The sequence below is a fragment of the Pradoshia sp. Z6_59 genome (assembly GCF_058267515.1).
Genome location: NZ_JBZCPP010000011.1, coordinates 45,110 through 70,958, shown reverse-complemented (window position 1 = coordinate 70,958; position 25,849 = coordinate 45,110). Strand labels below are relative to the sequence as shown.

Here is a 25,849-nt window from a genome sequence, read left to right as displayed (position 1 = left end):
TACCAGTATTTTTTTACTTTTTACTATTTTACATCTCCATCACAACATAATATTCTTCTGTAATAAAGATGTCGTACGAACCAAATAATAAAGTATACTAAAAGGGATATAGAGAGAAAGGCGGCAGTCTAAATGCTGAATTCATATAAAACAGTAAAGGGATATGGCGAAACTGAACAAATCATCCAAAAGTCACGCTTTATTGCCTATGTGAACCGCGTGGAATCAGAGGAAGAAGCCATACAATTTATTCAATCAATCAAGAAAAAGCACTGGGATGCAACCCATAATTGTTCAGCCTACATGATTGGTGAAAACGACCTCATCCAAAAAGCCAATGATGATGGTGAACCAAGCGGAACAGCCGGCGTCCCCATACTCGAAGTAATTAAGAAAAAAGGCTTGAAGGACACCGCGGTGGTTGTGACACGCTATTTCGGAGGAATTAAACTCGGGGCTGGCGGATTAATTCGCGCGTACGGCGGAGCCGCTTCGGAAGGAATTAACGCAACCGGTGTGGTGGAAAGAAGATTAATGCGCATCATGAAATCCACGTTCGACTATACCCTTCTCGGGAAAATTGAAAATGAACTTCGAAATTCGCACTATTCCATTAAAGAAATTCATTATCTGGATCGAGTCATGATTGAATCCTACGCAGAGGAAGACGCAAAGGAAGCCTTCATAGACTGGATGACGGATTTATCCAATGGACAGGCATCCATAGAAGAAGGCGAAATGCTATACCTCGAGCATGACCTCTAATTCTAAAGGAACTCCATCCTCCCCTTCTTTGTCTAAAATCTCTAGGAAAAAAGTTGAATTTATCGACAAAATACAGCAGGAATTATAGTTCCAATTAGGTAAAATGAATCAATACGATATTGGACAAAGAAGGGGTAATTTATGAAAAGAGTATACCAGGTTCTATTCAGCCTCACGGCACTCGTTGCCTGTCTATTGGCAACCTCCTTATCGGCAGAGGCACATGTAAAAAAAGTTTCCAAGCCTGTTTCAACTCAAAAATCCACCAACATCTTCAACACAGATTCTTCAAACTACAAACCTCAAGAAATGCTCGTTAAATTTAAAAGTAAAGTCAGCGAGAAATCCCGTATCGAGACCATTCAATCTGTAAACGGGAAAGAACTATCTTATTCAAAGCTAGGGAACTATTCTCTCATCTCTGTTCCAAGCAGCAAAAATATAAAAGGATTGGCCAAAAAGCTAACTACCTCTAACAACGTTGAATTAGTCGAGCCCAATATTACCTACAAAAAGCAATTCACCCCCAAGGATCCATACTACTCCAAGCAATGGTACTTACCTAAGATTGGGATGGCAAAAGCATGGGATAAGTCGAAGGGATCCTCCTCTATCATCGTAGCTGTTATAGATGATGGCATGCAGACCAAACATCCGGAGTTAAAGGGAAAAATAACTAAACAAAAAAATATTCCAAAGAATTCGTCTGCGATTTCTTCAACAGACCACGGAACTCACGTTGCCGGAATCATCGCCGCTTCGATGAATAAAACAGGCATCTCAGGGATTTCACCCAATGTAAAAATTATGCCTGTGCAGGTTTTCAATGGCCAACAGGCTGATAGTTATTCAATTGGGAAAGGAATCATCTATGCAGCTGACCAGGGTGCCAAAGTCATTAATATGAGCTTTGGAAGCTACTATTATAGCAGCTATGTCCATGATGCCATCAATTATGCACATTCAAAGGGCGCAGTCATGGTTGCGGCTGCCGGAAATGATAATACGTATCAGCTCGTTTATCCAGCTGCACTGCAATATGTATTAGCTGTATCAGCTACCAATCAGGATGACCAAAGCGTAAACTTTTCCAACTACGGGCAATACATTAATTATTCAGCGCCTGGCACCGATATTTTATCGACCGTAAAAGACAATAAATATCAATCTATGAGTGGCACTTCTATGTCATCACCTATCGTCAGTGGAGTCGCTGCCTTACTATTATCCCAGAATTCCTGGCTGACACCGGCACAGGTAGAGTCCATTTTAACGAAGTCGGTTAAAGACCTGGGCAGCAGAGGCTGGGATTATTATTATGGCTACGGAAGAGTAGATGCCAAACAAGCAATCAGCAAGACACCTGCGCCGCTTTCGTCCATAAGTTCTGCCGGGACATTCAAGGCGACAGGCAAGAATAAAGTAGCCATATCCGTTAACTCCTATGGAAATTCAAGAATCACAGTAGAAGTCCAAAACTCCAAAGGGAAAAAAGTACGAACTCTTGTCTCCAATAAAACATGGAATTGGGGAAAAGTCTCAACTAGCTGGGATGGCAAAACGGGCACCTATAGCTACGCTCCATCTGGGACCTATAAAATAGTAGCTAAAATGACCAAGGGCAAAAAGACCATTACAAAATCAAAAACGATTAAATACACAGATAAAGTTGCTCCTGATTTAAAATGGACCAAAACTACATTCTACTTTTCACCGAAAATCACAAAGTCTACTAAGCTACCGTTTGTTTTGAATACCAAATCAAAAGTGACCGCCAAGCTACTCAATAAAGATGGAAAAGTTCTTAAAACACTCTGGAACAAGAAAACAGTAAATGGCGGAAAAGGGTCAATTTCGTGGGATGGCAAGCTTAATGGGAAAAAGGTCAAGGACGGAATCTACAAAATTCGGTTCGAAAAAGTGTCTATGACAAAAGTGAAGGGTGCTAATCAAACCGTGACTGTTCATGTGGATTCATCCGTTAACGGCAAAGTTGCCGGTGTACCTTCTATTTATAAATATACCGGAGAAAATAAACAAATCGCCCATTTAAATTCAAATGAAAGTCTGTACATGACGGTAAATATCCTGGATAGCAAGGGTAAAAAAGTAAAAACACTTTCCACCAACAAATTATACAAAGCTAAGCAAGCAAAATTAAATTGGAATGGCAAGGATACAAATAATAAAATGCTTCCAGAGGGAAAATACTATGTATCCTTTGAGCTTAAGGATTTAGCCGGCAATAAAAAAAGTCTAAAAAGCAAGGCATTCACTCTCCAGGATTGGCGTAAACCAACCGTAACCGGAAAAGGAAACCTGATCTTATCTGATTCCGCTAAAGGGGTGACCATCCCTTATACAACAAGTAAAGCCGGAAAGGTCACGATTGCTATTTATCAGGGAAACACATTGGTCAGTTCGTTACAATCCGGCAAGCAACAAGCAGCCGGGAATAATCAGCTGAACTGGAATGGGAAGGTCAATGAAGGAGTCGGTTTGCCAGTCGGTTCGTACATCTATAAAATAACGGTGATTGATAAGTATAATCAATCGGGAGTCTATACTGCCCAGCTTCAGGTGCAATGAGTGGAAGCAGTTCCAGTACCATAGTTTACCAAATAAAACCAAAAATAAAGGTGAAGAAAACGAGTTAGTTTTCTTCACCTTTAATCTGCCTCTATACAGAAAGTGAATAAATTATTTGGAGTCTCTCAATTACACCCTAAGTCTTTTAAATTTGCCCATTTTTATGGCTATTAACCTTATTGAATTAATGGAATGCCTCAAAGGTATGCCTTCCCTTCAGCCGAAAATCCACATTATGAGTATCACAATAAGCTATTCGACTTCGTGGAATCACATACTACTTAGTCAAAAAGAAAAAGGCGCCCGCAAAGCCATTAAATGACTATACAGGCATCCTCTATTTGTTTCACATATTTGATACCGCTAACTTCTTTGGATTATTTCACTGCTTCAATTAGCTTGCTTTGCTTTTCAATCGCTTGCTGTTTAAATTTCTTTCGCTCTTCATTGGACATAGCTTTATATTCTTTAAGGAACTTTTCATACTTTGGAACAACCTCTTCAATCGTTCCATAGTCTTTTAATTCTCCATATTCAAGCCATAGCGCTTTATTGCAAAAATCTTTAATTTGCTTAATGGAATGGCTGACAAAGAAAATGGTTTTCCCACTATCCCTGAAGCTGTACATCTTATTTTTAGATTTCTCAGCGAATGCTTGGTCACCAACTGATAAAGCTTCATCGATAATTAAAATATCCGGATCCACTGTAACAGAAATCGCAAATCCCAGCCTGGATTTCATCCCACTTGAGTATTTTTTAACAGGTTGATCAATAAATTTTCCGATTTCGGCAAACTCAATAATATCTGGCTCAAGTTCTTTGATCTCTTTCTTGCTAAAACCTAGCATCAAACATTTCAGTTCAATATTCTCACGGCCTGTCAATTGATTATTCAATCCCGAAGCAATGGCAATTAAAGAAGTTTGCCCTATTGTTTCTACCGTGCCAGTTGTTGGCGGAATAATACCTGCAATAATATTGGACAATGTAGATTTACCTGATCCGTTGACACCAATTAAGCCAATGACATCACCTTTTTTTGCGGTGAAACTAATATTCTGTAGGGCATAGAAGTCTTCTCCACGGCCGCCCGGCAAAATAATATCTAGTAATTTATCAGTGGTTTTACTATGCATCCGGTATTTCTTATATACGTTCTTTACAATTACGGTTTCTTCCATTACATTCACTCCATTTTACAAATAATCTACAAAATGATTCCGGAATTTTAAATGAAGCGATGAACCAATCATTAATAAGACAATGGTCAGTCCCCAAAAATATAATGTGTAGTCAATATTCTCAATAAAATGCCAGGACTGGCCGAGTATGGACGCCCGATATCCTTCTACCAAATACGTTAATGGATTTGCTTTTATTAAATTTAATAATGGGCCGGGCAAATCAGGACTGTACCATATTAATGGCGTAATATAAAAAACCATCCTCATTATGGCTTGTACAAACATTTGTACGTCTCTGATGATCATAGCCAAGGTAGATGTAATTAGTGTTAATGCAACCATAAATACAACAGCACTTGCTATATAGTATGGCAGTTGCAAATAATATATCGATATCGGATACCCGTTAAATTGCATAATAACTAATACTGCAGCAAGGATCAATAAATGTTGATACAATTTCGAAAATATAACATACGTTGGTATGGTGCTCATTGGAAAGCTCATTTTTGCAATCATATTAATTCGCTTATGAATGGATTTGGTACCATCTAAAATGGCTGGATTGGCAAAAAACCAAAGACTGATACCTGAAATCATCCATAGAATAAATGGTACATCATCAATATCCTGCCCTCCACGAATCCCAATACCAAAAATAATCCAATACGTGGCTATTTGTATCATGGGATTAATAAATTCCCATGCAATTCCAAGGTAATTATTATTGTTATTGCTCTTCATTTCGAAAGCAGACAATCGGCGAATCAAATAGAAAGAGCTAATTTGTTCCTTTATAACTGTAAACATTGACTTCATAAATAGAATATCCTTCCCCATAATTTACAATCAACTTATATAGTATAGCGTATTTACTTGTGTCTTTCTATTTTATAGAGCCCTATGCTTAGATGAATAAACAGGGGGGTTATCAAATAAATAAGATATCAAATTTTCACTCGAATTTCCTTTAGAATACTTATTCCATTTTTGGGCAAATTCATCAATCTTATTCATATCAAACTGATCTTCTAAAATCAGATTTATAATCTCTTCGGTATCTTTCGCTATCGGTCCTGGCACTGTCTCTTCATAAGAAGCCCATAAACCTCTGTCTACCTTATAAGTTTCCAAATCATAAGGATAGAATATCATTGGTTTTTTTAGCAATGCATATTCATAGATAACCGATGAATAATCCGTAATAAGATAGTCCGATATTAGCATAAGCTCTTTAATATCATGAATCCCAGAGGAATAGTCCACTACAAATCCAGGATACAACTTACTATATTCAGTATTTATTTCAATAGATGGGTGAAGACGCAATACAACAATATAGTCATCCCCAAGCTTTTCTTTCATTTTTTCCAATTCTAATTGTAAAGTTAACGCGTTAATGTCATGGTCTCTGTAGGTCGGTGCATATAATATAACCTTTTTATTCCACAGAAGCTCATTTCCCTGCTCAACCTGATTAAACACACGTTCTTTAAGGGCTGTATCATAAAAAAAGTCTGTTCTGGGAATACCCGTCCTAAGGATACTTTCTCCCTTCACATTAAAAGCATTAGTAAAATACTTGGCCATGCTATCAGAACCAACCACTACTTTATTAAAACGGCTACATCCTTTAAGAAAATGTTTCTTTGACCTGCCTGAACACACCTTTATAGAGGCCTCTTCCAGTCCGAATCGCTTAATTGATCCGGATGCATGCCATAATTGAATACACACTACCTCTTCTTTAAATTTAGTAGATGGTAAAAACTCATAATAATCATCAACCATGATGTATTTGGATGTCGCTAAATGGTAGAAGGAACGAAAAAAATAAAGTGCGTTCCAGCAATCTAGAGGCAATGTGCAAGTATCTTCATATTTTAAAAAATGATTTATACTTTGACCTTTACATAAAAAAACAGCTTCACACTTCACATTATTTTTCCGCATTTCTTCATATACATACTGAGCATTATCGCCATAGGAAACAACGAAGGTTACTTTATCTTTAAGTGGTAACATTCCGCAAACAGAAAAAACAACCTTTACTATGAGTAAATAGAACTCTATTAACCATTCTCTAACCATATTCACCTGTCATGCACTAATTTATATTTTTGCCGTAAAAATCGGATTGGGAGTAAATTTAAACACTCTTTAGTTATCAAGCAACCCTCTCCAACCACACGTATGACAAATATAGGCATATCACTATTACGGATCTTTATTCGATATGAAACAATGGATTACTTATTTATTAGTAAATAACTTTATATCCAATCTTCACTATATCGATCACACTAGGTGGCTGCTTTTTGTTCATCCATTCTTAACACGCTATTTTAAACGGACAGTCCCGGATACCGAACCACTATATTGTGCGCAAAATCTCCTATTTATTATATATCTCTGCTTAATAACTTTCAAATAACCTTTTTATTGTACTACATATCTAATCAGATTTCGTTAGTGAATACAAGGAAACATGGATTCACGCATATATAAAAGAATGAATCCGATAAGCTTCAACAATGTCTCTTCATAGAATAGAATCTTCCATAATACACTTCCAGACTTGAATAAGGTTCATCTCTAAGATCTTTCTTAGAAACAATTCATTCTTATTGAGCGATTTAAACCCCGATTGAGCCAATTATGCAGGACTAAGCTAGCAACTTCTTTATTAATAAAATTCATTAAGATCTTACATAATAAAAATTATCATTATCCAAATATAATTAACAGATTCCCATTTTCTACTTTAAATCATTTCACCTATAGCATTCCACATACTTCATTAAACTTCCAAACCCCTTTCTCTCACTACAAACTCCTCTAAAAAAGACTGTCCGAAAAAGCCACTAAGTGACTTGTCGGACAGCCTATTTCCATAATTCTATTTATTTAATTCTCTTATTAAATAAGAACCTGATACCCAGCCAACTGTGCCATTTGATAGTTTAACCTTATACCAACCACCACTAGTAACCGGATTATTGCTTGAGTCTACCACAAGCTCGACATATTGATGATTTGACAGTGATCCCAATATAGCGCCCGCAGTACTCGCTGTTGCCCGTACATTCAGGGTACTCGAACCACTGACACTCACACGAGCTAAGTTTTTAACAGTCATATACTGATTATATTTACTTAGACTAACTGTATTTGTATAATATTTTTTTCCCTTATAGCTGACTGTCAACCAGTAATCATTCCATTTTTCCACTAGGTTAAAGGTTTCACCTTCCTGAATCGTGGCTGCCACAGCCGCAGAGCTGATTGTCTCATTTTTTAGACTAATAGTTGAATTGGCAACAGCAATTGTACCTGCCGGGAATACATCCTTGCCAATTGGATAGCTCGGTTTATTTGGTACTATTGTATTTGGACTTTGGCTGACTGCCCCTTCCTGACTATAAGCTAAAATCTCGGACATATGGCTGGCAATCTTACTTCCCCAATTGGAATCACTGGCATAGTAAAAGTTCATTCCTTTACTTAAATCCTCAACCCGATTTCCATTAGTATTTTTAATGGTGTAACCAAGTGTTGCACCCTTGTACTTCCAGTTAGACGGATTTAAATAGGTGGCTTTCATTTCCTGTGCAATAAAGAAAATATTCTCATCAATAGTAGTAAATTTTACAGAACCTACAAATGGAGCAAGATCATAGGATCCAAAACCAAACAAATTATTTTTTGCCATAGAAATAGTTGATTTACCAAAATCACTTTCATGAATAGCATGTGCTGCTAAATACAGGGCATTTACACCATACTTATTGGCTGCAGTGATAAACACCGATCCTTTATTATAGAGGACACTGTTACTGGACGTTGCATTCTTCGCAATATAAGCATTGATTTGGGCAGCCGTAACAGAGGATTTCGTGCGTAAATCCAAATGTATATAGGAATTCTTATTGTTTTCATAAGAGTTCATTTTATCGTAGTTCGCTTTTGTAATTAAGTAATCGCCTGATACATAGCCTGTTACCCCACTATATGTTACCCGATACCAGCTATTACTGGTTCTATAGGTAGATTTCAATTGTGTATATTTAGGAATTAAACCAATCTTGGTAGATGATGTCGTATCAGAAGCACGGATATTCAAATCAGCAACCGGAAAATAGATTGTTTCAGTAATAGTAGAACCGCTCGGAGTGTTGCTTGAGGTACTACTATATACAACTAAATAAGTGCCGCTAACCCAACCATTTTGACCATCATAGCTCACTTTATACCAATCTCCTGATTTTGCTGTGGCCGTCACGATTGTATTTACAGGAATAGTGTCCAATTTTTCTCCGGAAGTGGACGCTGTCTTTCGTAAATTCAGATTGGCCGTCGTCTTATACTTTTTAGCTGTAATTGACATGTCTGTTGATGATACCGTTTTCGAGAATTTAGCTATGTTGATATAACCCGTTTTTCCTCTATACGTTGTTTTATACCAATCCCCAATTCTATAAGTGGTTGTTATTTTAACTCCCTTAGGAATAGCAACCAATGTTCCATGTTTCTCCCCAGCAAAGGAATATAAATACGTCGCTTCTTTTGTCGTATAGGAAGTACTAGTAACCTTAGCTGCAGACACCTTACTTACAGACCCAGATTTAATGAAATAATTCTTCCCTTTATAGGAAACTCGATACCAGGTTTCTCCTATACTATTAACTACCTTTTGAGTAGATGTAAATATATTATTCTTTGGTATAGAATAGACCGCAGCTTTTTTTGTATTGGCAGCGCTATACAAGGAGCTTGTCGCATTCGTCTTATAGTAAGTGGTACTTGTAGTCGTAGTTTGATTATATTCTTTTATATACGAACTGCTTACCCAGCCTGTTTTACCACTATAAGAGACCTTATACCATGAGCCTGATTTTGCCGTAGCCGTGATAATTTTATTCTTTGGTATAGTAAGGAGTCGAGTACCACTTGTTGATGCTTTTGACCTCATGTTTAAATTTGCTGTCGTTTTAAATTTAGTCGACTTAATCGAAACAGAGGCAGAGGAACTCGTTTTTTTAGTGACCTTGATATATTTTGAGCTTACATATCCTGTTTTCGTTCCATATTTTACTTTATACCAGCTGCCGCTCTTTGATAGATACGAGACCGTTTTCCCTTTTGGGATGGTCGTTAAGATGGCGGCACTGGTTGAAGCTGTTTTGCGTAAATTCAAATTAGCTTTCGTTGTGTATACTGATGTACTTGTTTGAGAAGCTGCTTTTAAATAACTAGAACTGACATATCCCGTTTTTGTTCCATATTTAACTTTAAACCAGCTGCCACTTTTCGATATGTATGTAACTTGTTTCCCTTTTGGAATCGTTGTAATAATTGATGCAGTTTTACTTGCGGACTTTCGCAAGTTTAAATTAGCTGTTGTCTTATAATATGTCTCCGCAGCTGCTTCTACTTTTACCTCCCAAAAACGATCCTTCAATCCAATTTCAGGTCCAAAAATCAGGCCAGAAGATAGAAGAACGGATGTTGCCATAACTCTAATTGGTTGTTTATACCTTTTATTCATTGAACTCTCCCTTTTTAGTAATTGAGACGCACCGTACTAAACTATTATTTAGATATGCATTTTTATTCTAATTCTCGTATAAGCATGCACCCCAATAATAGAATTACGAATAAGAGAGCGGTTTTCTATGGGTAAACACTGAATTAATTCATTCATTCATCAATTTTCTTGTAAAAATGCACACTTTCTTCATTAACATTTCATTCTTTTTCCATAAAATTTTTACATATTCGTACCCACTTTCATGTTTTTATCTGATGACCAACAAAAAGAGGCGGTTGATCATGCAACCGCCTCTTTTTCTTAAGCCTATTTATTTAACTCTCTGATTAAATAATCATCTGATGCCCAGCCAACTGTGTCATTTGATAGTTTAACCTTATACCAACCGCCACTAGTAACCAGATTATTACTTGAGTCTACCACAAGCTCGACATATTGATTGTTGGATAAAGATCCCACCTTAGCCGCTGCCGTACTAGCGGATGCGCGGACATTCAAGGAGCTCGTACCACTGACACTTACACGGGCCAAGTTTTTAACAGTCATATACGTATCATATGTGCTTAAGCTAACCGTATTTGTATAGTAGGTTTTGCCCTTATAACTAACCTTTAACCAGTAATCATTCCATTTTTCGAGTAGATTAAAGGTCTCACCCTTCTTAATTGTGGCGGCTACAGTCGCTGAGCTGCTTTTTGAGTTTCTTAGACTAATAGATGAATTGGCAACAGCGATTGTACCTGTCGGGAATACATCCTTCCCGCTTGGATAGCTTGGTTTGGCTGGTATTGTCGTATTTGGACGTTGACTGACAGCTCCTTCCTTGCTATAAGCCAATATATTGGACATATGGGTGGCAATCCTTTTTCCCCAATCGGAATCACTGGCATAGTAAAAGTTTATTCCTTTACTTAAATCAGTAATTCGATTACCATTTGCATCCTTAATCGTATAGCCTAGCGTTGCACCCTTATACTTCCAGTTGGATGGATTTAAAAAGGAAGATTTCATTTCCTGTGCAATAAAAGCAATGTTCTCTTCAATAGAAGCAAATTTGACGGAACCTACAAATGGCGTACTGTCATAGGATCCAAAGCCAAACAAATTATTTTTCGCTAATGCGATTGCAGCTTTTCCATAGTTACTTTCATGAATCGCATGCGCTGCTAAATAGAGGGCATTCACGCCATATTTATTGGCCGCTGTAATAAATGCCGAGCCTTTATTATAGAGGACACTATTAGTCGATGTTGCACGCTTTGCAATATAGGCATTAATTTGCGCTGCCGTCACTGAGGATTTTGTACGTAGATCCATATGTATATAGGAATTCTTATTATTTTCATAAGAGTTCATTTTATCGTAATTCGCTTTTGTAATTAGGTAATCTCCTGAGACATAGCCTGTTACTCCACCATATGTAACCCGATACCAACCCTTGCTAGTTTTATAGGTAGATTTCACCTGTGTATATTTAGGGATTGAGCCAACTTTAGCCGTTGTTGTCGAATCTGAGGCACGAATATTTAACTTAGCAATTGGAACGTATATGTTTTCCGTAACACTAGAACCGCTCGGGCTGCTGCTAGTATTGTTGCTTGAACTACTATACGCAGCCAAATACGTACCGCTGACCCAGCCTGTTTTACCATTGTAACTCACTTTATACCAATCTCCCGATTTCGCAGTAGCTGTGACAATTGTATTTTTGGGTATTGTGTCTAATTTCTCTCCAGAAGTAGAAGCTGTCTTCCGTAAATTCAGATTGGCCGTCGTCTTAAACGTTGTAGCCGTAATAGACGTGCTAGATGATGTTACCGTTTTTGAAAATTTATCCATATTGATATACCCTGTTTTTCCACCATACGTTGTTTTATACCAATCTCCAATGCGATAACTGGTTACTATTTTAGCTCCCTTTGGAATAGAAACCAAAGTTCCGTGTTTTTCCCCAGCAAATGAATATAAGTAAGTATTTTGGTTTGCCGTATAGGAGGTACTTGTAACATTTGCTGCAGATACCTGACTTACTGATCCAGCTTTAATATAATAATTTTTCCCTTTAAAAGAAACTCGATACCAGGTTTCTCCTATACTATTGACGATCTTTTGGGTAGAAGAAAATATATTATTCTTAGGAATTGAATAAACAGCTGCTTTATTTGTATTGGCAGCACTATACAGGGAGCTTGTCGCATTCGTCTTATAGTAAGCAGTACTTGTCGTTGTAGTTTGATTGTACTCCTTTATATACGAGCCGCTGACCCAACCGGTCTGACCACTATAAGAGACCTTATACCACGAGCTGGATTTTGCTGTAGCTGTAATAACTTTATCCTTTGGTATAGTTAAAAGCCGACTGCTGCTCGTTGTTGCTTTAGACCTCATATTTAAATAGGATGTTGTTTTATATTTAGTCGACTTAATCGTTGTTGACTCAGACGTAGATGCACTTGCTTTGTTTGTAACCTTTATATAGCTGGAACTGACATAACCGGTTTTTGTTCCGTATTTCACCTTATACCAACTGCCACTCTTCGATAGATACGAGACTTTTTTTCCCTTTGGGATGGTCGTTAAGATTACCGAACGGGTTGAAGCTGTTTTGCGTAAATTCAAATTGGCTGTCGTTGTATATACAGATGTACTTGTTGCCTGAGCGGTCGAACTCGATACAATATTCAGATAGCTGGGGCTGACATAGCCTGTCTTCAATCCATATTTCACCTTGTACCAGCTGCCACTTTTAGATATATATGTGACTTGTTTTCCTTTAGGAATGGTTATAATTATTTTTGCTGTTTTACTCGCTGTCTTTCTCAAATTCAGATTGGCTGTCGTCTTATAATATGTTCCAGCAGTTGCTTCAACTTTAGTACCTGTAAAACTCTCATTGGGTTCAAGAGCAGGTCCAAAGATCAAACCAGTAGATAGAAGAACGGATGTTGCCATAACCTTAAGCGGTTGATTATACCTAATATTCATTGCATTGAAATCTCCCTCTTTAGTAAATAAGACACCGAACTAAATTACTATTTTTATATATCTTAATTTTCTTATATAGCTTTGAAATTATCAAATAATTTGCTAGATATAGAGATATCACAGAATCCAACTTCCGAGTTAATATTATGTTTAAATAATATTAAGACCAATCTCTCATTATTTATCACATTTATAGTTAAATACTTTCTATCCAATAGAGTCTTTAATAAAAAAAGGTTGTTGACCATGTCAACAACCTTTTTTCCAAAATCTTATTTATTTAATTCTCTTGCTAAATAAGAACCTGATACCCAACCAACTGTTCCATTAGATAACTTAACCTTGTACCATCCGCCACTAGTGATTGGATTATTGCTTGAATTGACCACAAGCTCGACGTATTGATGGTTTTTTAAAGTTCCCACTGTAGCGGCTGTTTTACTAGCTGATGCGCGGACATTCAACGTGCTGGCACCATTTACACGCGCTAAATTTTTAACAGTCATATACGTATTATATGTGCTTAAGTTCACCGTATTTGTATAATACGTTTTGCCTTTATAACTGATTGTTAACCAATAATCATTCCATTTTTCCAGTAGATTAAAGGTCTCACCTTTCTTAATTGTCGCAGCCACAGTCGCTGAACTGCTTTTCGTATTTCTTAGACTAATAGATGAATTGGCAACAGCAATTGTACCTGTCGGGAATACATCCTTCCCGGTTGGATAGCTTGGTTTAGCAGGTACCGTTGTATTTGGACTTTGGCTGACTGCCCCTTCATTACTATAAGCAAGAATATTGGACATATGCTTCGCAATCTTATTTCCCCAATCAGAATCACTCGCATAGTAAAAATTCATTCCTTTACTTAAATCAGTGATTCGATTTCCATTCGCGTCTTTAATTGTATAGCCAAGTGTTGCACCTTTGTACTTCCAGTTGGATGGATTTAAATAAGTTGATTTTATTTCCTGTGCGATAAAGGAAATATTCTCTTCAATAGAAGCAAATTTTACGGAGCCCACAAACGGCGTAATGTCATAGGATCCAAAACCAAACAAATTATATTTAGCTTGAGCAATTGTAGATTTTCCATAGTTACTTTCATGAATGGCATGCGCTGCTAAATAAAGAGCATTCACACCGTATTTGTTAGCAGCTGTAATAAATGCCGATCCCTTATTGTATAGGACACTATTAGCCGATGTTGCATATTTTGCAATATAAGCATTAATTTGTTCAGCTGTTACGGAGGATTTTGTACGTAAATCCATATGCATATAGGAATTCTTATTAGCTTCATAAGAGTTCATTTTATCGTAATTCGCTTTTGTAATTAAATAATCTCCTGATACAAAACCTGTTACTCCACCATATGTCACTCGGTACCAGCCCTTGCTAGTTTTATAGGTAGATTTCACCTGTGTATATTTAGGGATTGAACCGATTTTAGCTGATGAAGTCGAATCGGAGGCACGGATATTCAATTCACTGATTGGCACATACGTTGCTTCAGTTATAGCAGAACCGCTTGGTAAATTTGTTTGATCACCGGTGTTATTATTACCAGTGTTACTTGTGTACTTTGTCAAATAAGCACCACTTACCCAGCCCTCATGGCCATTGTAGGTAACTAGATACCAATCGCCTGATTGTGCTGTAGCTGTGACAACCGTATTAACAGGTACTGTGTCCAGTATTCCACCAGTTGTAGAAGGTGTCTCACGTAAATTCACATTAGCCGTTGTTTTAAACTCCGTAGCCGTAAAAGACGGTGTTGTTGAAGTGACTGTTTTTGTGAATTTAGTCAAATCAATGTATCCTGTTTTTCCGCCATAGGATGTTTTATACCAATCACCAATTCGATAATCAGTGGTTATTTTAGCTCCCTCTGGAATAGTAACCAAAGTTCCGTGCGATGCTCCAGCAAAGGAATACAAGTAAGTCTGTTCTTTTGCCGTATAAGAAGTGCTCGTGACCTTAGCTGCTGTCACCTTACTTACTGAACCAGATTGAATATAATAGTCATTTCCTTTATAGGAAACTCGATACCAGGTTTCTCCTATACTATTCACGACCTGTTGGGTAGAAGTGAACACATTATTCTTTGGTATAGAATAAACAGCTGCCTTATTTGTATTAGGAGCACTATACAAGGAACTTGAAGCCTTTGTATTATAGTAAGTTGTGCTTGTCGTCGTAGTTTGATTATATTCTTGTAAATACAAGCCGCTTACCCAACCGGTCTGACCACTGTAAGAGACCTTGTACCAATCGCCTGATTGTGCTGTAGCTGTGACAATTGTATTCGCCGGGATTGTAGTTAATTTCGCACCGGAAGTAGAAGCTGTCTTACGTAAAATCAAATTAGCCGTAACCTTAAATTTTGTAGCCTTAATCGAAGTACCCGATGAAGTAACAGTCTTTGAGAATTTAGCTAAATTAATGTATCCTGTTTTTCCGCCATAGGATGTTTTATACCAATCACCAATTCGATAATCAGTGGTTATTTTAGCTCCCTCTGGAATAGTAACCAAAGCTTCGTGCGATGCTCCAGCAAAGGAATACAAGTAAGTCTTTTCTTTTGCCGTATAAGAAGTACTCGTGACCTTAGCTGCCGTTACCTTACTTACTGAACCAGATTGAATATAATAGTTTTTCCCTTTATAAGAAACTCGATACCAGGTTTCTCCTATACTGTTCACGACCTTTTGTGTGGAAGTGAATACATTATTCTTCGGAATGGAATAAACAGCTTTTTTATTTGTATTAGGAGCACTATATAAGGAGCTTGCAGCCTTCGTATTATAGTAAGTTGTACTTGTCGTCGAATACTGATTGTATTCTTGTAAATACGATCCGCTTACCCAACCGGTCTTACCACCGTAGGAAACCTTGTACCAAGAACCTGATTTTGCAGTAGCTGTGACAACTTTATTCTTTGGTATAGTCAGCAATAGCTTACCGCTCGTTGATGCTTGGGACCTCAAGCTTAGTTTGTCGGTCGTTTTAAATTTAGTAGACTTGATCGTTGTGGAAGCAGTAGCTGAGGACGTTGTCTTTTTTGTGACTTTTATATATTTAGAGCTAACATATCCAGTTTTTGATGCATATTTTACCTTAAACCAGCTACCGCTTTTAGATATATACGTGACTGTTTTCCCTTTTGGAATAGTCAATAACGTGGCTGAACTGGTGGAAGCCTTTTTTCGTAAACGTAAATTGTCTGTTGTTGTGTATACAGAAGTACTTGTTGTGGATGCAGAAGATGATACGGTTGTACTCGTCACTTTTTTCAAATACTTAGAACTGACAAAACCAGTTTTTGTTCCGTACTTCACCTTAAACCAGCTGCCGCTTTTTGATATGTACGTGACCTGTTTTCCTTGTGGGATTGTTGTGATTTTTTGCGCCTTTGCACTAGCCGACTTTCTCATATTCAAATTGTCGGTCGTTTTATAATATATTTCAGCCGCTTCGACTACTTGTATACCCGTAATACTAGCTGCTGGTCCAATACCGCTTCCCAAAACCAAGCTAGTAGATAAAAGAACGGATGTTGCCATGACCTTGAATGGCTTGTTGCTTTTACTCATTAAGATTCTCCTTTTGAAATTAAATATCGAACAAAATTATATTTCGAATCACATAGTTTATTATTATATTAAACTAATTTTTACATTTACGAAATTGTAACTTAATGGTAACTAAAAGAATTAAAAAAAATGATTACTGAACATACCAGCAATCATCTTTTAAAAAAATTATTTACTTTTTTTATTTAAATCGATTTCAATATAAGATTTGGAAGCCCAATATTCCTTACCTTCAAACTTTACCTTATAAAAATTGTTTTCCAGAATCGGCTTTTTTGTTTTGTCTAAAACCAATTCGATATATTGATAATCTTTAAAACTACCAATTCTAGTAGAGCCAACTTCAGCCTTTTTCCTTACATTCAGATCATCTGTTTTAATATGGGCTAGATTTAAAACCGTCATATACTCATTATATTTGCTTAAACTGACCGCATTTGTATAGTAAGTATTTTCGCCGTATTTCACTTCCAGCCAATAGTCATTCCATTTTTTCAAGACGTTAAATTCAGCACCTTTTTTGATGGTTGCTGCTACTTTTTTGGTGTCTCCCTTTTCGCTATATAGCTTAATATTGGTATTCGCTACTGCTTTTGTACCTGCAGGAAAACCGTCATATGTGTTTGGCCTGTCTGGTTTCGTTGGAACAGATGTATTAGCCTTTCCGTTCCTCGCTCCTTCCTTGCTATAGGCAAGGATTCCGGACATATGTCTGGCAATTCCCTCTCCCCACTTGGAGTCACTTGCATAGTAAAAGTTCATACCCTTACTCATACTGTCTACTCTGGCACCATTGATATTTTTCACGGTATATCCGAGATAGGCGCCATTATATCTCCATTCACCTGGATTTAAGTAGGTAGCCTTTAATTCTTTGGCGATATAGTCGATATTAGCTTCAATCGATGAAAACTTAACAGCTCCTACATAAGGGGCCAGATCATAGGCACCAAAGCCAAATAAATTCTTTTTACCCATTGAAATGACGGAAGTTCCATAGCCGCTTTCATGAATGGCATGGGCTGCCAGATACAAGGCATTCACACCATTTTTATTAGCTGCATTAATAATAGCTTGGCCTTTTTTGGTTAGGGCACTGCTTTTACCAATACTTTCAACACCTTTGGCAATATAAGTATTAATTTGGGCAGCTTTTACGGAGGACATAGTTCGCAAATCCATAAATAGATAGGAACTTTTATTTTTCTCTTGCTTCACTAGATCATTAAACCTTTTCATCTCTGCTTCCGTAATTAAGTACGTCCCCGGCACATAGCCTTTTTTGCCGCCATAAGTTACTTCATACCAGCCGTTATTTGTTCGATACACACTGGACATGGCTGTCCCGCCAGAAATCTTTCCAATCTTTTTAGAACTCGTGTCATTTGACATATAGTAGTCAGCACCTGTTGTGACCAATACATAAGTACTCTTATCAATCACCTTTCCTGCCGGCCGATTAGGAACAGGTTTCGGAATTGGAACTGGCTTTGTTACTGGCTTTGGCGCCGGCTGTGGTGCGGGACTTGGAGTTGGCGTCGTTACAGGCTCCGTATATTTAGCAAATTTACTGATATCAATATAGCCTGTCTTCCCTTTATAGGTGACCTTATACCAGTTGCCCACGCGATAATTCGTTTTCACGACTGTATTTTTATTTACAGTCAGCAAACTGCCATGTGTAGCTCCTGTGGACTTATATAAGAAAGTGTTTGACTTTGCTTGATAGCTTGTCTCAGTCAGCTTAGCAGGAGTCACCTTACTAACCAAGCTGGAAATGACATAATAATTCTTGCCTTTGTAAGATACTCGATACCAGGTTTCTCCTTTGCTATTTACGATTCTTTGGGTAGATGTAAATACATTATTAGTATGAATTGAGTATACCTTTGCTTTTTTGGTATCTGGTGTGGAATGTAACGAACTTATTTTTTTAGTAGAAAAATAGTCTGTCTTCGTTGTTGTATATTGATAGTATTCTTTCATATAGGAGCCGCTGACCCAGCCGGACTTTGATCCATACTTCACCTTATACCAGCTGCCATACTTTTCGGCTGAAGACAGAATTTTGTTCTTTGGAATGGTAACTAGGACTTTTCCCTTTGTTGAATACGTGGAGCGCATATTCAATTTGGCTGTTGTTTTAAATTTGGTTGCTGCTATTTTTGTTGTTTTGACCGTTTTTGTAGTTGTTTTTTTAATATATTTTGAACTTACATAACCGGTCTTGGATTTATAGCTTACTTTATACCAGCTGCCTGACTTCGACTTATAGGCAACCGTTTTGCCTTTCGGTATAGTGAGCAGAACCTTTCCTTTAGTAGATGCACTCTTCCTCAAATTCACGTTGGCAGTTGTTTTATAATAGGTTGCTGCAGCTGCCTCTACTCGAGTGCTGCCTATACCTGTAGCTTCTTTAACCGATTCCCCCGCTGTAAATCCTGCAGATAAAAGAAGCATCGTACTAACAACAATGGTCGAAAATCTATTTCGCTTATCCAATAGGACATCCCCCTTTACTCATATATTTATCCAATTCAAACATTATCGATATTCTTCTATTTCGCTTCCTATAGCTAAGTTAATAAAAGTCTGAAATCCTAATACTCTATGTATCGGTCAACCTTCATATTTTTTTAGTAATCAACTGAAATTTGATACTCCTAACGACCTAAAATACTTTAAAATTATGTCATTTTCTGCGCCTTAGAGAGGGCATGGTCTTAAGCAGGCTTAACTTGACAGTGACTACCCCGACTAAAGAAAACTCAACTAATAACTAAAAAAAAACGTAATTGTAGCAGCCTAATTTACACAACATTGTTGTTAGGCCTCTACAATTACGTTTACGTTCATAGCAGGTTTATTTTTTTATGAAAGAAAGTAGTCTTTTCTTCAATTTTGAAGTCGTTTTAAAAGAAATATTACTCTTGTCCGTTTTATATAAATCCATATAGAGTCCATATGAATAAAGGGAAGTAGATTTAAAATCTGGAATCATTGTCTCTCCAATACGTACACTTTGCTTTTGAACCTCTTCGTAAAAATCATATATTTGGTTGACTTCCACAAAATGCTTCCACGGTAAAGTTAATGTGGTTTCATCCTCACTCTTATGAAAATAGATTTTTTCTTTAGTTGCTCTATTTTCAAGATATACATTAGAGGAAGATTTTCTTTCGTCCCCTTTTTGTATAGAAAGACTAATACCGTCTTGATTCACATCTATATGATTGATCGTAAGATTCGTAGTTAAGTAAGACAAATTATGAAATTTAGTAAAAAATAATTTTCTTCTACCCTTATTCTCCTGATTCGAATGCTGTTCATTCAGCATCTTCATATTAATCCGGAATCTTTCCTCTTTACCATCATAGTTAAAAACAAGATAAACATCGTACAGCGCCGTTTCTGAACCACTATTTATTTTCACATCCGCACTGAATGAATTACCCTCTTCCCCAATTAAATCGAAATAGAGTTGATCATCCACATCAATCCGGGATATAAATGCCAACTGAGCAGAATCAATGTTAAATAATTCAGGAACCTTAATATTTGAAAAAACAATCCGATCATCTTTAGACGCAATAGAACCCATCTTAATGAATTGAGTCAATAATACTTTAATAAGAAATAACTCATCAGGGATCCGGTAGTTTTCATCTCTGAATAACGGGAGACTCCAATAATACTTTCCGTCTTCTTCAATAATTGGCCCTTCTTTTTCAGACTCTAAAAATTGAATTAATGCATCTGTTAAATCATTTAATATCAAATAGATGTACAAATTTTTAATGGTACCTAAATCATTATCATAAACATCAGAAATCTCAGATAGTACAGGCTTTAATTCCTTTATATAGACGGTTTTAAACTCTTCGTCTACCAAAATTCCACTGATTGGGAACAATAACCGATCTATAACTCGTTTGAGAAATTCATTTTTTAAAGCTGGATCATTAAATTCATCAAAATAGCCAATTTGGTAGTTTACAGAATCAATACGGTCCTGAAAATTCCGAATTTCCGTACTAAACTGAGTAATAGATTTTGTTTCAGCATCTGCTTCTCGTTTCCTCCATAGATAAACAACATCTTTAATAATAGCAATCTTTTTAGCATACAAAAAGGCTTTATGAACCATCGGACGATCCGCATACAACATTCCCGGCGGCATCAGGCAATCATAATTGAACAGCAAATCGCGTTTGTAAATCTTATTCCAATAGAAAGCATCATAAAAAATATCCGGGAACTCACTAACATTATTTATGATTCTTTCTTCCATCCAAACTTCGCGCTCTTTCTTATAAATGATTTCCTTTTGGACACCACCAACCAGAACATTGGCTTTTCCTATCACAATATCGGCATCTGTTTCAATCGCCTTTTTATACAATTTCTCATAGGCATCGAGTGGGACAATATCATCTGAGTCCATAATGGTGACGTATTTTGAGGCTGTTAATTTCAACCCATTATTCCCGGCGATAGCGCCCCCGGTATTCTTTTGATTTAAGACACGGATATTCGGATAATTACGTTCATATTCCTCAAGAATCAGTAAACTATTATCCGGGCTCTCATCATTTACCAAAATAATCTCAATATCTTTCAGTGTTTGATTGACCAATGAATCAATACAATCTCTTAAATATTGTTCCGTATTATAAACAAGCACTACTACACTTAACTTATAATCTCCCATTATGCCATTTCACCCACTTCATATTGAATAATAGTACAAATCTGCTCTACATCACTTAGATGCAAATCTGTATACATAGGCAGACACAATACCCGGCTGCTAATATCTCTTGCGACTGGGGTATCAATGGATGAACCTTCATAGCAAGCAAAATCATTGCACAGTGGATAAAAATATTTACGCGTCATTACTCGATACTCTTGAAGAACTTGATGCAATTGATCACGTTGTTTATTTGATTTTAGGAGAATTGGAAGATAAGGATAATTCGCCTTAGTGTTTTGTAAAGTTGGCAATACAGTAATCGAATCGTCACCTTCAAATCTCTTAATATAGGCTTCATGAATACTTTGTCTTTTTGCAATCGCCTCTTCGATCAGTTCCAGATTACAAAGTCCCATAGCTGCCTGAAATTCATTCATTTTAGCATTGGTTCCAATATAATCTACATCCTCAACAGAAGTAATTCCAAAGTTTTTTAATGAACGGAACTTCGCTTCAAGTTTGCTATCTGAAAAAGTCAGGACTCCACCTTCAATGGAATGAAAGACCTTCGTGGCATGCAAGCTAAACATCGAAACATCACCATATGCTCCAATTCCATTCCCGTTCAACTCAACACCAAATGCATGGGCAGCATCATAAATGACCTTTAAATCATGTTTTTTGGCGATTGCCTCGATAGCTTCTACATCACAAGGTGTCCCAAACACATGTACAGCGATGATAGCAGATGTCTTTTCGGTAATGTGTTTTTCAATCTCGGATGGATTAATGTTATAAGTCGTCGGATCCACATCGCAAAATACTGGTTTCAGCCCGCAATTGGAAATAGCATGAACGGTTGATGCAAAGGTAAATGGAGTCGTAATCACTTCTCCTTTTAAATCCAGTGCCTTAATCGCAACCTCGAGAGCAAGATGTCCATTCGTAAATAATTGAAGGTGATCAACCATTAAAAATTTCCTTAATTGCTCTCGGAATTTTTCATGTAGTGGTCCATCATTCGTAAGCCATTTAGAATCCCATATTGGTTTAATAACATTTACATAATCAGCGAAATCCGGCAAAATAGGTTGAGTGACTGTCACTGGATTTGGAAATATCCATTCGTTCTTCATTTAATTTCTCCAATCTATTAGACTTTCAAGAGCATCAACATCAAAAACAGGAATACCATGTTTTTCTTTGATTTTCTTCCTTTCAGCATAGGAATCGTCTATAAAGATTGCTGTTTTTTCCATCTGTATGTAAGTATGCTTCTCTTCATCCTTCTTGATATGAATGATTTCCTTAAATATAGATGAATCAATTTTTAATGCTGTCAAAGTGTCCATTATTTGATGAATATGTTTGGTAATCAATATCAGCTCAATATCTTTTGAAACACATTGATAAATAAACATCATAATATACGGGTTGATTTTTTCGTTTAACGTTATCGTGTCATCAAAATCGATATACACACAGTCATAAGATATATTCAGTTTAAATCGATTAATAAGTGCTCGGTCCACTTCAATTTCGAAATCATTTTCGATAATATCCACATCGAAATTCATACGGTCAAACAGGCTTAATAAAGGAAAATTAACGCCTTTATTACGATAAAGACTCATAGTACCTGCTACACGTGGAGCAATCTCCAATAATTTAAACGATCCATCCTTAGCTTCTTTCACCTGGAAGAACCACATTCCGCGCAAGTTCATTTTCGCATTAATTCTGCGTGCAATTTCTTCGACTTGTTTTTTTATTTTCAGGGACATGGAGTTCACGCTGATTCCACTTTTAATACGATGGCGTTCTCTCATACCCGTAAAACGCAATTCACCATGGCGGTCTGTGAAACAATCAACGGTGTATTCTTTTCCAGGCAAGTATTCAAGAGTTAATAACCCTTCATTTTTGCTCAAATGAAACTCAAGCTCTTCAGAATTCTTTGCCATAGCAATCCCTTGAGAGCCTTGACCAACATCAGGCTTCAGAAATACAGGAAACTCCTTAACCTCCGTTGGATTTTGAAACATTTCAGGGATAAAATCATCTCCCTGGAAATGAAGATACGTTTTCTCCTTCGAACGGCAGAGTTCACATGTTTCCTGTACAGATGTAATCACATCTGCACCAAGCTTCTCGCTTACCTGAGCAAGCTTAAGCACAGCGCTGTCATGCGCAGGGAAGATATAATCAATCTCGTATTCTTCAATGACTTCGTTGATGGCCTTCAAGAAAGACTCGCTATCAATTTGCGGAAGGCCTTCAATATAGTTGCGATATACATATTTTCCGTGATCGGCGACACTCGATGCACCATACAGAGTAAACCCTTTTACATATTTCAAAGCATTATGAATTTCAAGCCCGATTTCTGATCCACATGGAAATACTAATATATTCTTTTTCAATACGTTCACACCTTCGATAGGGTATTATTTTAAGAAAAAACTTTGCGAATAATATTTTTTGCTGCTTTCCCATCTTCCAACTGGCAATATTCCTCATAAAACTTTTCATACTTAGATTTATATTCTTTTTGCACTTTGTCGATATGGACGATTGATTCTAGTAATCTCTGTTCAGTCTGTAGGACAGGTCCCGGCAAGTCTTTCTTCATATCCAAATAGAACCCTCTAATATTCTCTTTATAGAGTTCATAATCATAGGCATAGAAGAGAATAGGCTTTTTAGAATTTGCGTAATCGAAAAATACTGATGAATAGTCAGTAATCAATAAATCTGCCAATGTATATAACTCTTGAATATCATCATATTTAGAGAAGTCATATACAAATGAACGATGCCTTTCATTGATTTGTAAGGAGTCAGAAACCAAATGATGCATTCTTAAAATCAGAACATATTCCTGACCTAAAGTTTGATAGAATTTCTCCAAATCAAATTGAAGCTGGAAGGAATGTTCCCAGGAATTGACCATTTCATTGTCTCTCCAGGTAGGCGCATAAAGAATAATCTTCTTATCTGCAGGCAGATTCAATTTTTTCTTCAGTTGCTTCACCTGCTCCTCTAAATCAGGACGATAAAAAAGATCATTTGCCGGGTACCCAAACTCGAGCATTTCTTTATTAAATTTAAATGCACGTTTGAAAATCTCGCTTGAATAATGGTTTGCCGCAACCAAATAATCCCAGTTCCTGGATTCAATATAGAAGTTTTCTCTTGCCAATGTTTCCGGTCCTTCAATATCTATATCAAAGCCCAGCTTTTTCAACGGAGTTCCATGCCATGTTTGAATATAGACATTTCCCTCTCTTTTTCGATGAACAGGGATAACAATATTGCTTACCCAATATTTTGCACGAGCCAAATACTTATAATATTCCTCTGAATCCCTATTAACCAAAATTGGCTGTCCAGGAATTGCCTCTGGGTGATTGCCTGAATAACTCCAAACAAAAGTAAATCCCTTGAATCTTGGATCCTTTAACATCTCTTCATATAAATATTTAGGATTGCCTGAATAGTTTTTGCCGAAGAAACTCTCGAAAAATACCATTTTTTCATTCAACGACTCCAACTCGCAGGTCTCATTATAGACACTTTTTCCTTTAGCAATCGTGTAGGTTCTCTCAAACTGATTTTGATCCGTGTACCAAAGCGCCATACTATTGCTTCCCATAGTGGCGTAAAGAGTAGCCAGATGCTTATTAAAGTCCTTCACTTGAATGATGTACCGTTCTTCTTCCCTTGGAAATTCCCGATAGCTCTGCAAATTTAACAGCTCTTTATAAATGACATTTGAATTCTCATCTCTTAATTGCAGGGATACATCCCATCTGGAATTCATAATTAAATCTTCTTTTAATTTTTCAAGGAATATAATGCCCTTGAAAGTATAGGTATTATCCCGATTTGATGACGGCAGGATGTCGCTTTTATAGCCATATGTGCGATTTGAATCTCTTCTAGTTAAAAGAAGTTCAGCTACTTGGATAGATTGATTATTAAAGCTTTCAATCCTCCCCTCCACAAAGAAATTCTGGCCTACACTTTTCAAATCATCTACCTTAACATCAAATGTCACTTGTCTAATTTGCATCGATAGATTATGTTGAACCGTCTTTTGAATCATGAACTTTTCTTGCTTCTTTTCATCGACATAATGGATTCGTTTCAGTTTGTCATTAAACTTTGTTCGCTTCATAAATCGTTTGGATAGTAAAAAACAGGATAGATAGAAATCCAACTTACCATTTGCATTTACTTCCGCCAGTTCATCCAACGAAACTGAAATCTCGTTAGTAGTAAGCTTTTTATATATCCGTCTACCAGATTCGCGATCCTTAATCATCACGTAACGCGTCAACAAGCTAGGTCTCGTCTTATATTGGAGTAAAAGGTGTTTTTCCGATATCTGTATATCCTCAACACGATGGTTTAAATTGACTGAGCTGACCAGCTTTTTAGCTATTTTTCGCATTAATTATATCTCCTCGCAGCT

At 36.9% G+C, this 25,849-nt stretch carries 12 protein-coding genes and 1 pseudogene; 2 read left to right on the top strand and 11 right to left on the bottom strand.

All coding sequences use genetic code 11. From position 1 onward, the window contains the following. Positions 1 to 132 precede the first annotated feature (132 nt). Positions 133 to 765, top strand: a complete 633-nt coding sequence (locus AC4D4B_RS12725; protein WP_491000088.1) for a YigZ family protein — start codon at positions 133 to 135, stop codon at positions 763 to 765. A 141-nt stretch (positions 766 to 906) separates the two neighbouring features. Further along, on the top strand, positions 907 to 3,354 hold the full coding sequence (locus AC4D4B_RS12720; protein ID WP_491000087.1) for a S8 family serine peptidase: 2,448 nt from the start codon (positions 907 to 909) through the stop codon (positions 3,352 to 3,354). 401 nt (positions 3,355 to 3,755) lie between these two features. Here the strand turns inward: AC4D4B_RS12720 and tagH are convergent. The 11 genes and pseudogenes from tagH to AC4D4B_RS12665 form a co-directional block, all read right to left on the bottom strand. Then, a pseudogene (gene tagH, locus AC4D4B_RS12715) lies at positions 3,756 to 4,538 on the bottom strand (teichoic acids export ABC transporter ATP-binding subunit TagH); the annotation flags it as partial. A gap of 15 nt (positions 4,539 to 4,553) precedes the next feature. Beyond that, positions 4,554 to 5,360: an ABC transporter permease gene (locus AC4D4B_RS12710; RefSeq protein WP_490994955.1), complete on the bottom strand. Its 807-nt coding sequence runs from the start codon at positions 5,358 to 5,360 to the stop codon at positions 4,554 to 4,556. Between the two features lie 72 nt (positions 5,361 to 5,432). Beyond that, on the bottom strand, positions 5,433 to 6,566 hold the full coding sequence (locus AC4D4B_RS12705) for a CDP-glycerol glycerophosphotransferase family protein (protein ID WP_491000086.1): 1,134 nt from the start codon (positions 6,564 to 6,566) through the stop codon (positions 5,433 to 5,435). Positions 6,567 to 7,440: 874 nt separating this feature from the next. Further along, positions 7,441 to 10,089: an SH3 domain-containing protein gene (locus AC4D4B_RS12700; protein ID WP_491000085.1), complete on the bottom strand. Its 2,649-nt coding sequence runs from the start codon at positions 10,087 to 10,089 to the stop codon at positions 7,441 to 7,443. A 309-nt stretch (positions 10,090 to 10,398) separates the two neighbouring features. After that, complete coding sequence (locus tag AC4D4B_RS12695) at positions 10,399 to 13,077, bottom strand: SH3 domain-containing protein (RefSeq protein ID WP_491000084.1); 2,679 nt, start codon at positions 13,075 to 13,077, stop codon at positions 10,399 to 10,401. A 272-nt stretch (positions 13,078 to 13,349) separates the two neighbouring features. Beyond that, on the bottom strand, positions 13,350 to 16,676 hold the full coding sequence (locus tag AC4D4B_RS12690) for an SH3 domain-containing protein (RefSeq protein ID WP_491000083.1): 3,327 nt from the start codon (positions 16,674 to 16,676) through the stop codon (positions 13,350 to 13,352). A 168-nt stretch (positions 16,677 to 16,844) separates the two neighbouring features. Continuing rightward, positions 16,845 to 19,178: an SH3 domain-containing protein gene (locus tag AC4D4B_RS12685; RefSeq protein ID WP_491000082.1), complete on the bottom strand. Its 2,334-nt coding sequence runs from the start codon at positions 19,176 to 19,178 to the stop codon at positions 16,845 to 16,847. Between the two features lie 361 nt (positions 19,179 to 19,539). After that, positions 19,540 to 21,387 carry a glycosyltransferase family 2 protein gene (locus AC4D4B_RS12680; protein ID WP_491000081.1) on the bottom strand — a complete coding sequence of 616 codons (1,848 nt, stop codon included), beginning with the start codon at positions 21,385 to 21,387 and terminating at the stop codon, positions 19,540 to 19,542. Continuing rightward, the gene (locus AC4D4B_RS12675) at positions 21,387 to 22,508 is read right to left on the bottom strand and encodes a DegT/DnrJ/EryC1/StrS family aminotransferase (RefSeq protein ID WP_491000080.1); all 1,122 of its coding nucleotides are present in this window, start codon (positions 22,506 to 22,508) and stop codon (positions 21,387 to 21,389) included. Before AC4D4B_RS12675 ends, AC4D4B_RS12680 begins: the two co-directional genes overlap by 1 nt. Then, positions 22,509 to 23,795: an ATP-grasp domain-containing protein gene (locus AC4D4B_RS12670; protein WP_491000079.1), complete on the bottom strand. Its 1,287-nt coding sequence runs from the start codon at positions 23,793 to 23,795 to the stop codon at positions 22,509 to 22,511. It abuts the gene before it with no gap. Between the two features lie 29 nt (positions 23,796 to 23,824). Further along, a complete protein-coding gene (locus AC4D4B_RS12665; protein ID WP_491000078.1) occupies positions 23,825 to 25,828 on the bottom strand; it encodes a CDP-glycerol glycerophosphotransferase family protein in 2,004 nt (667 codons plus the stop codon). Between the last annotated feature and the right edge of the window lie 21 nt (positions 25,829 to 25,849).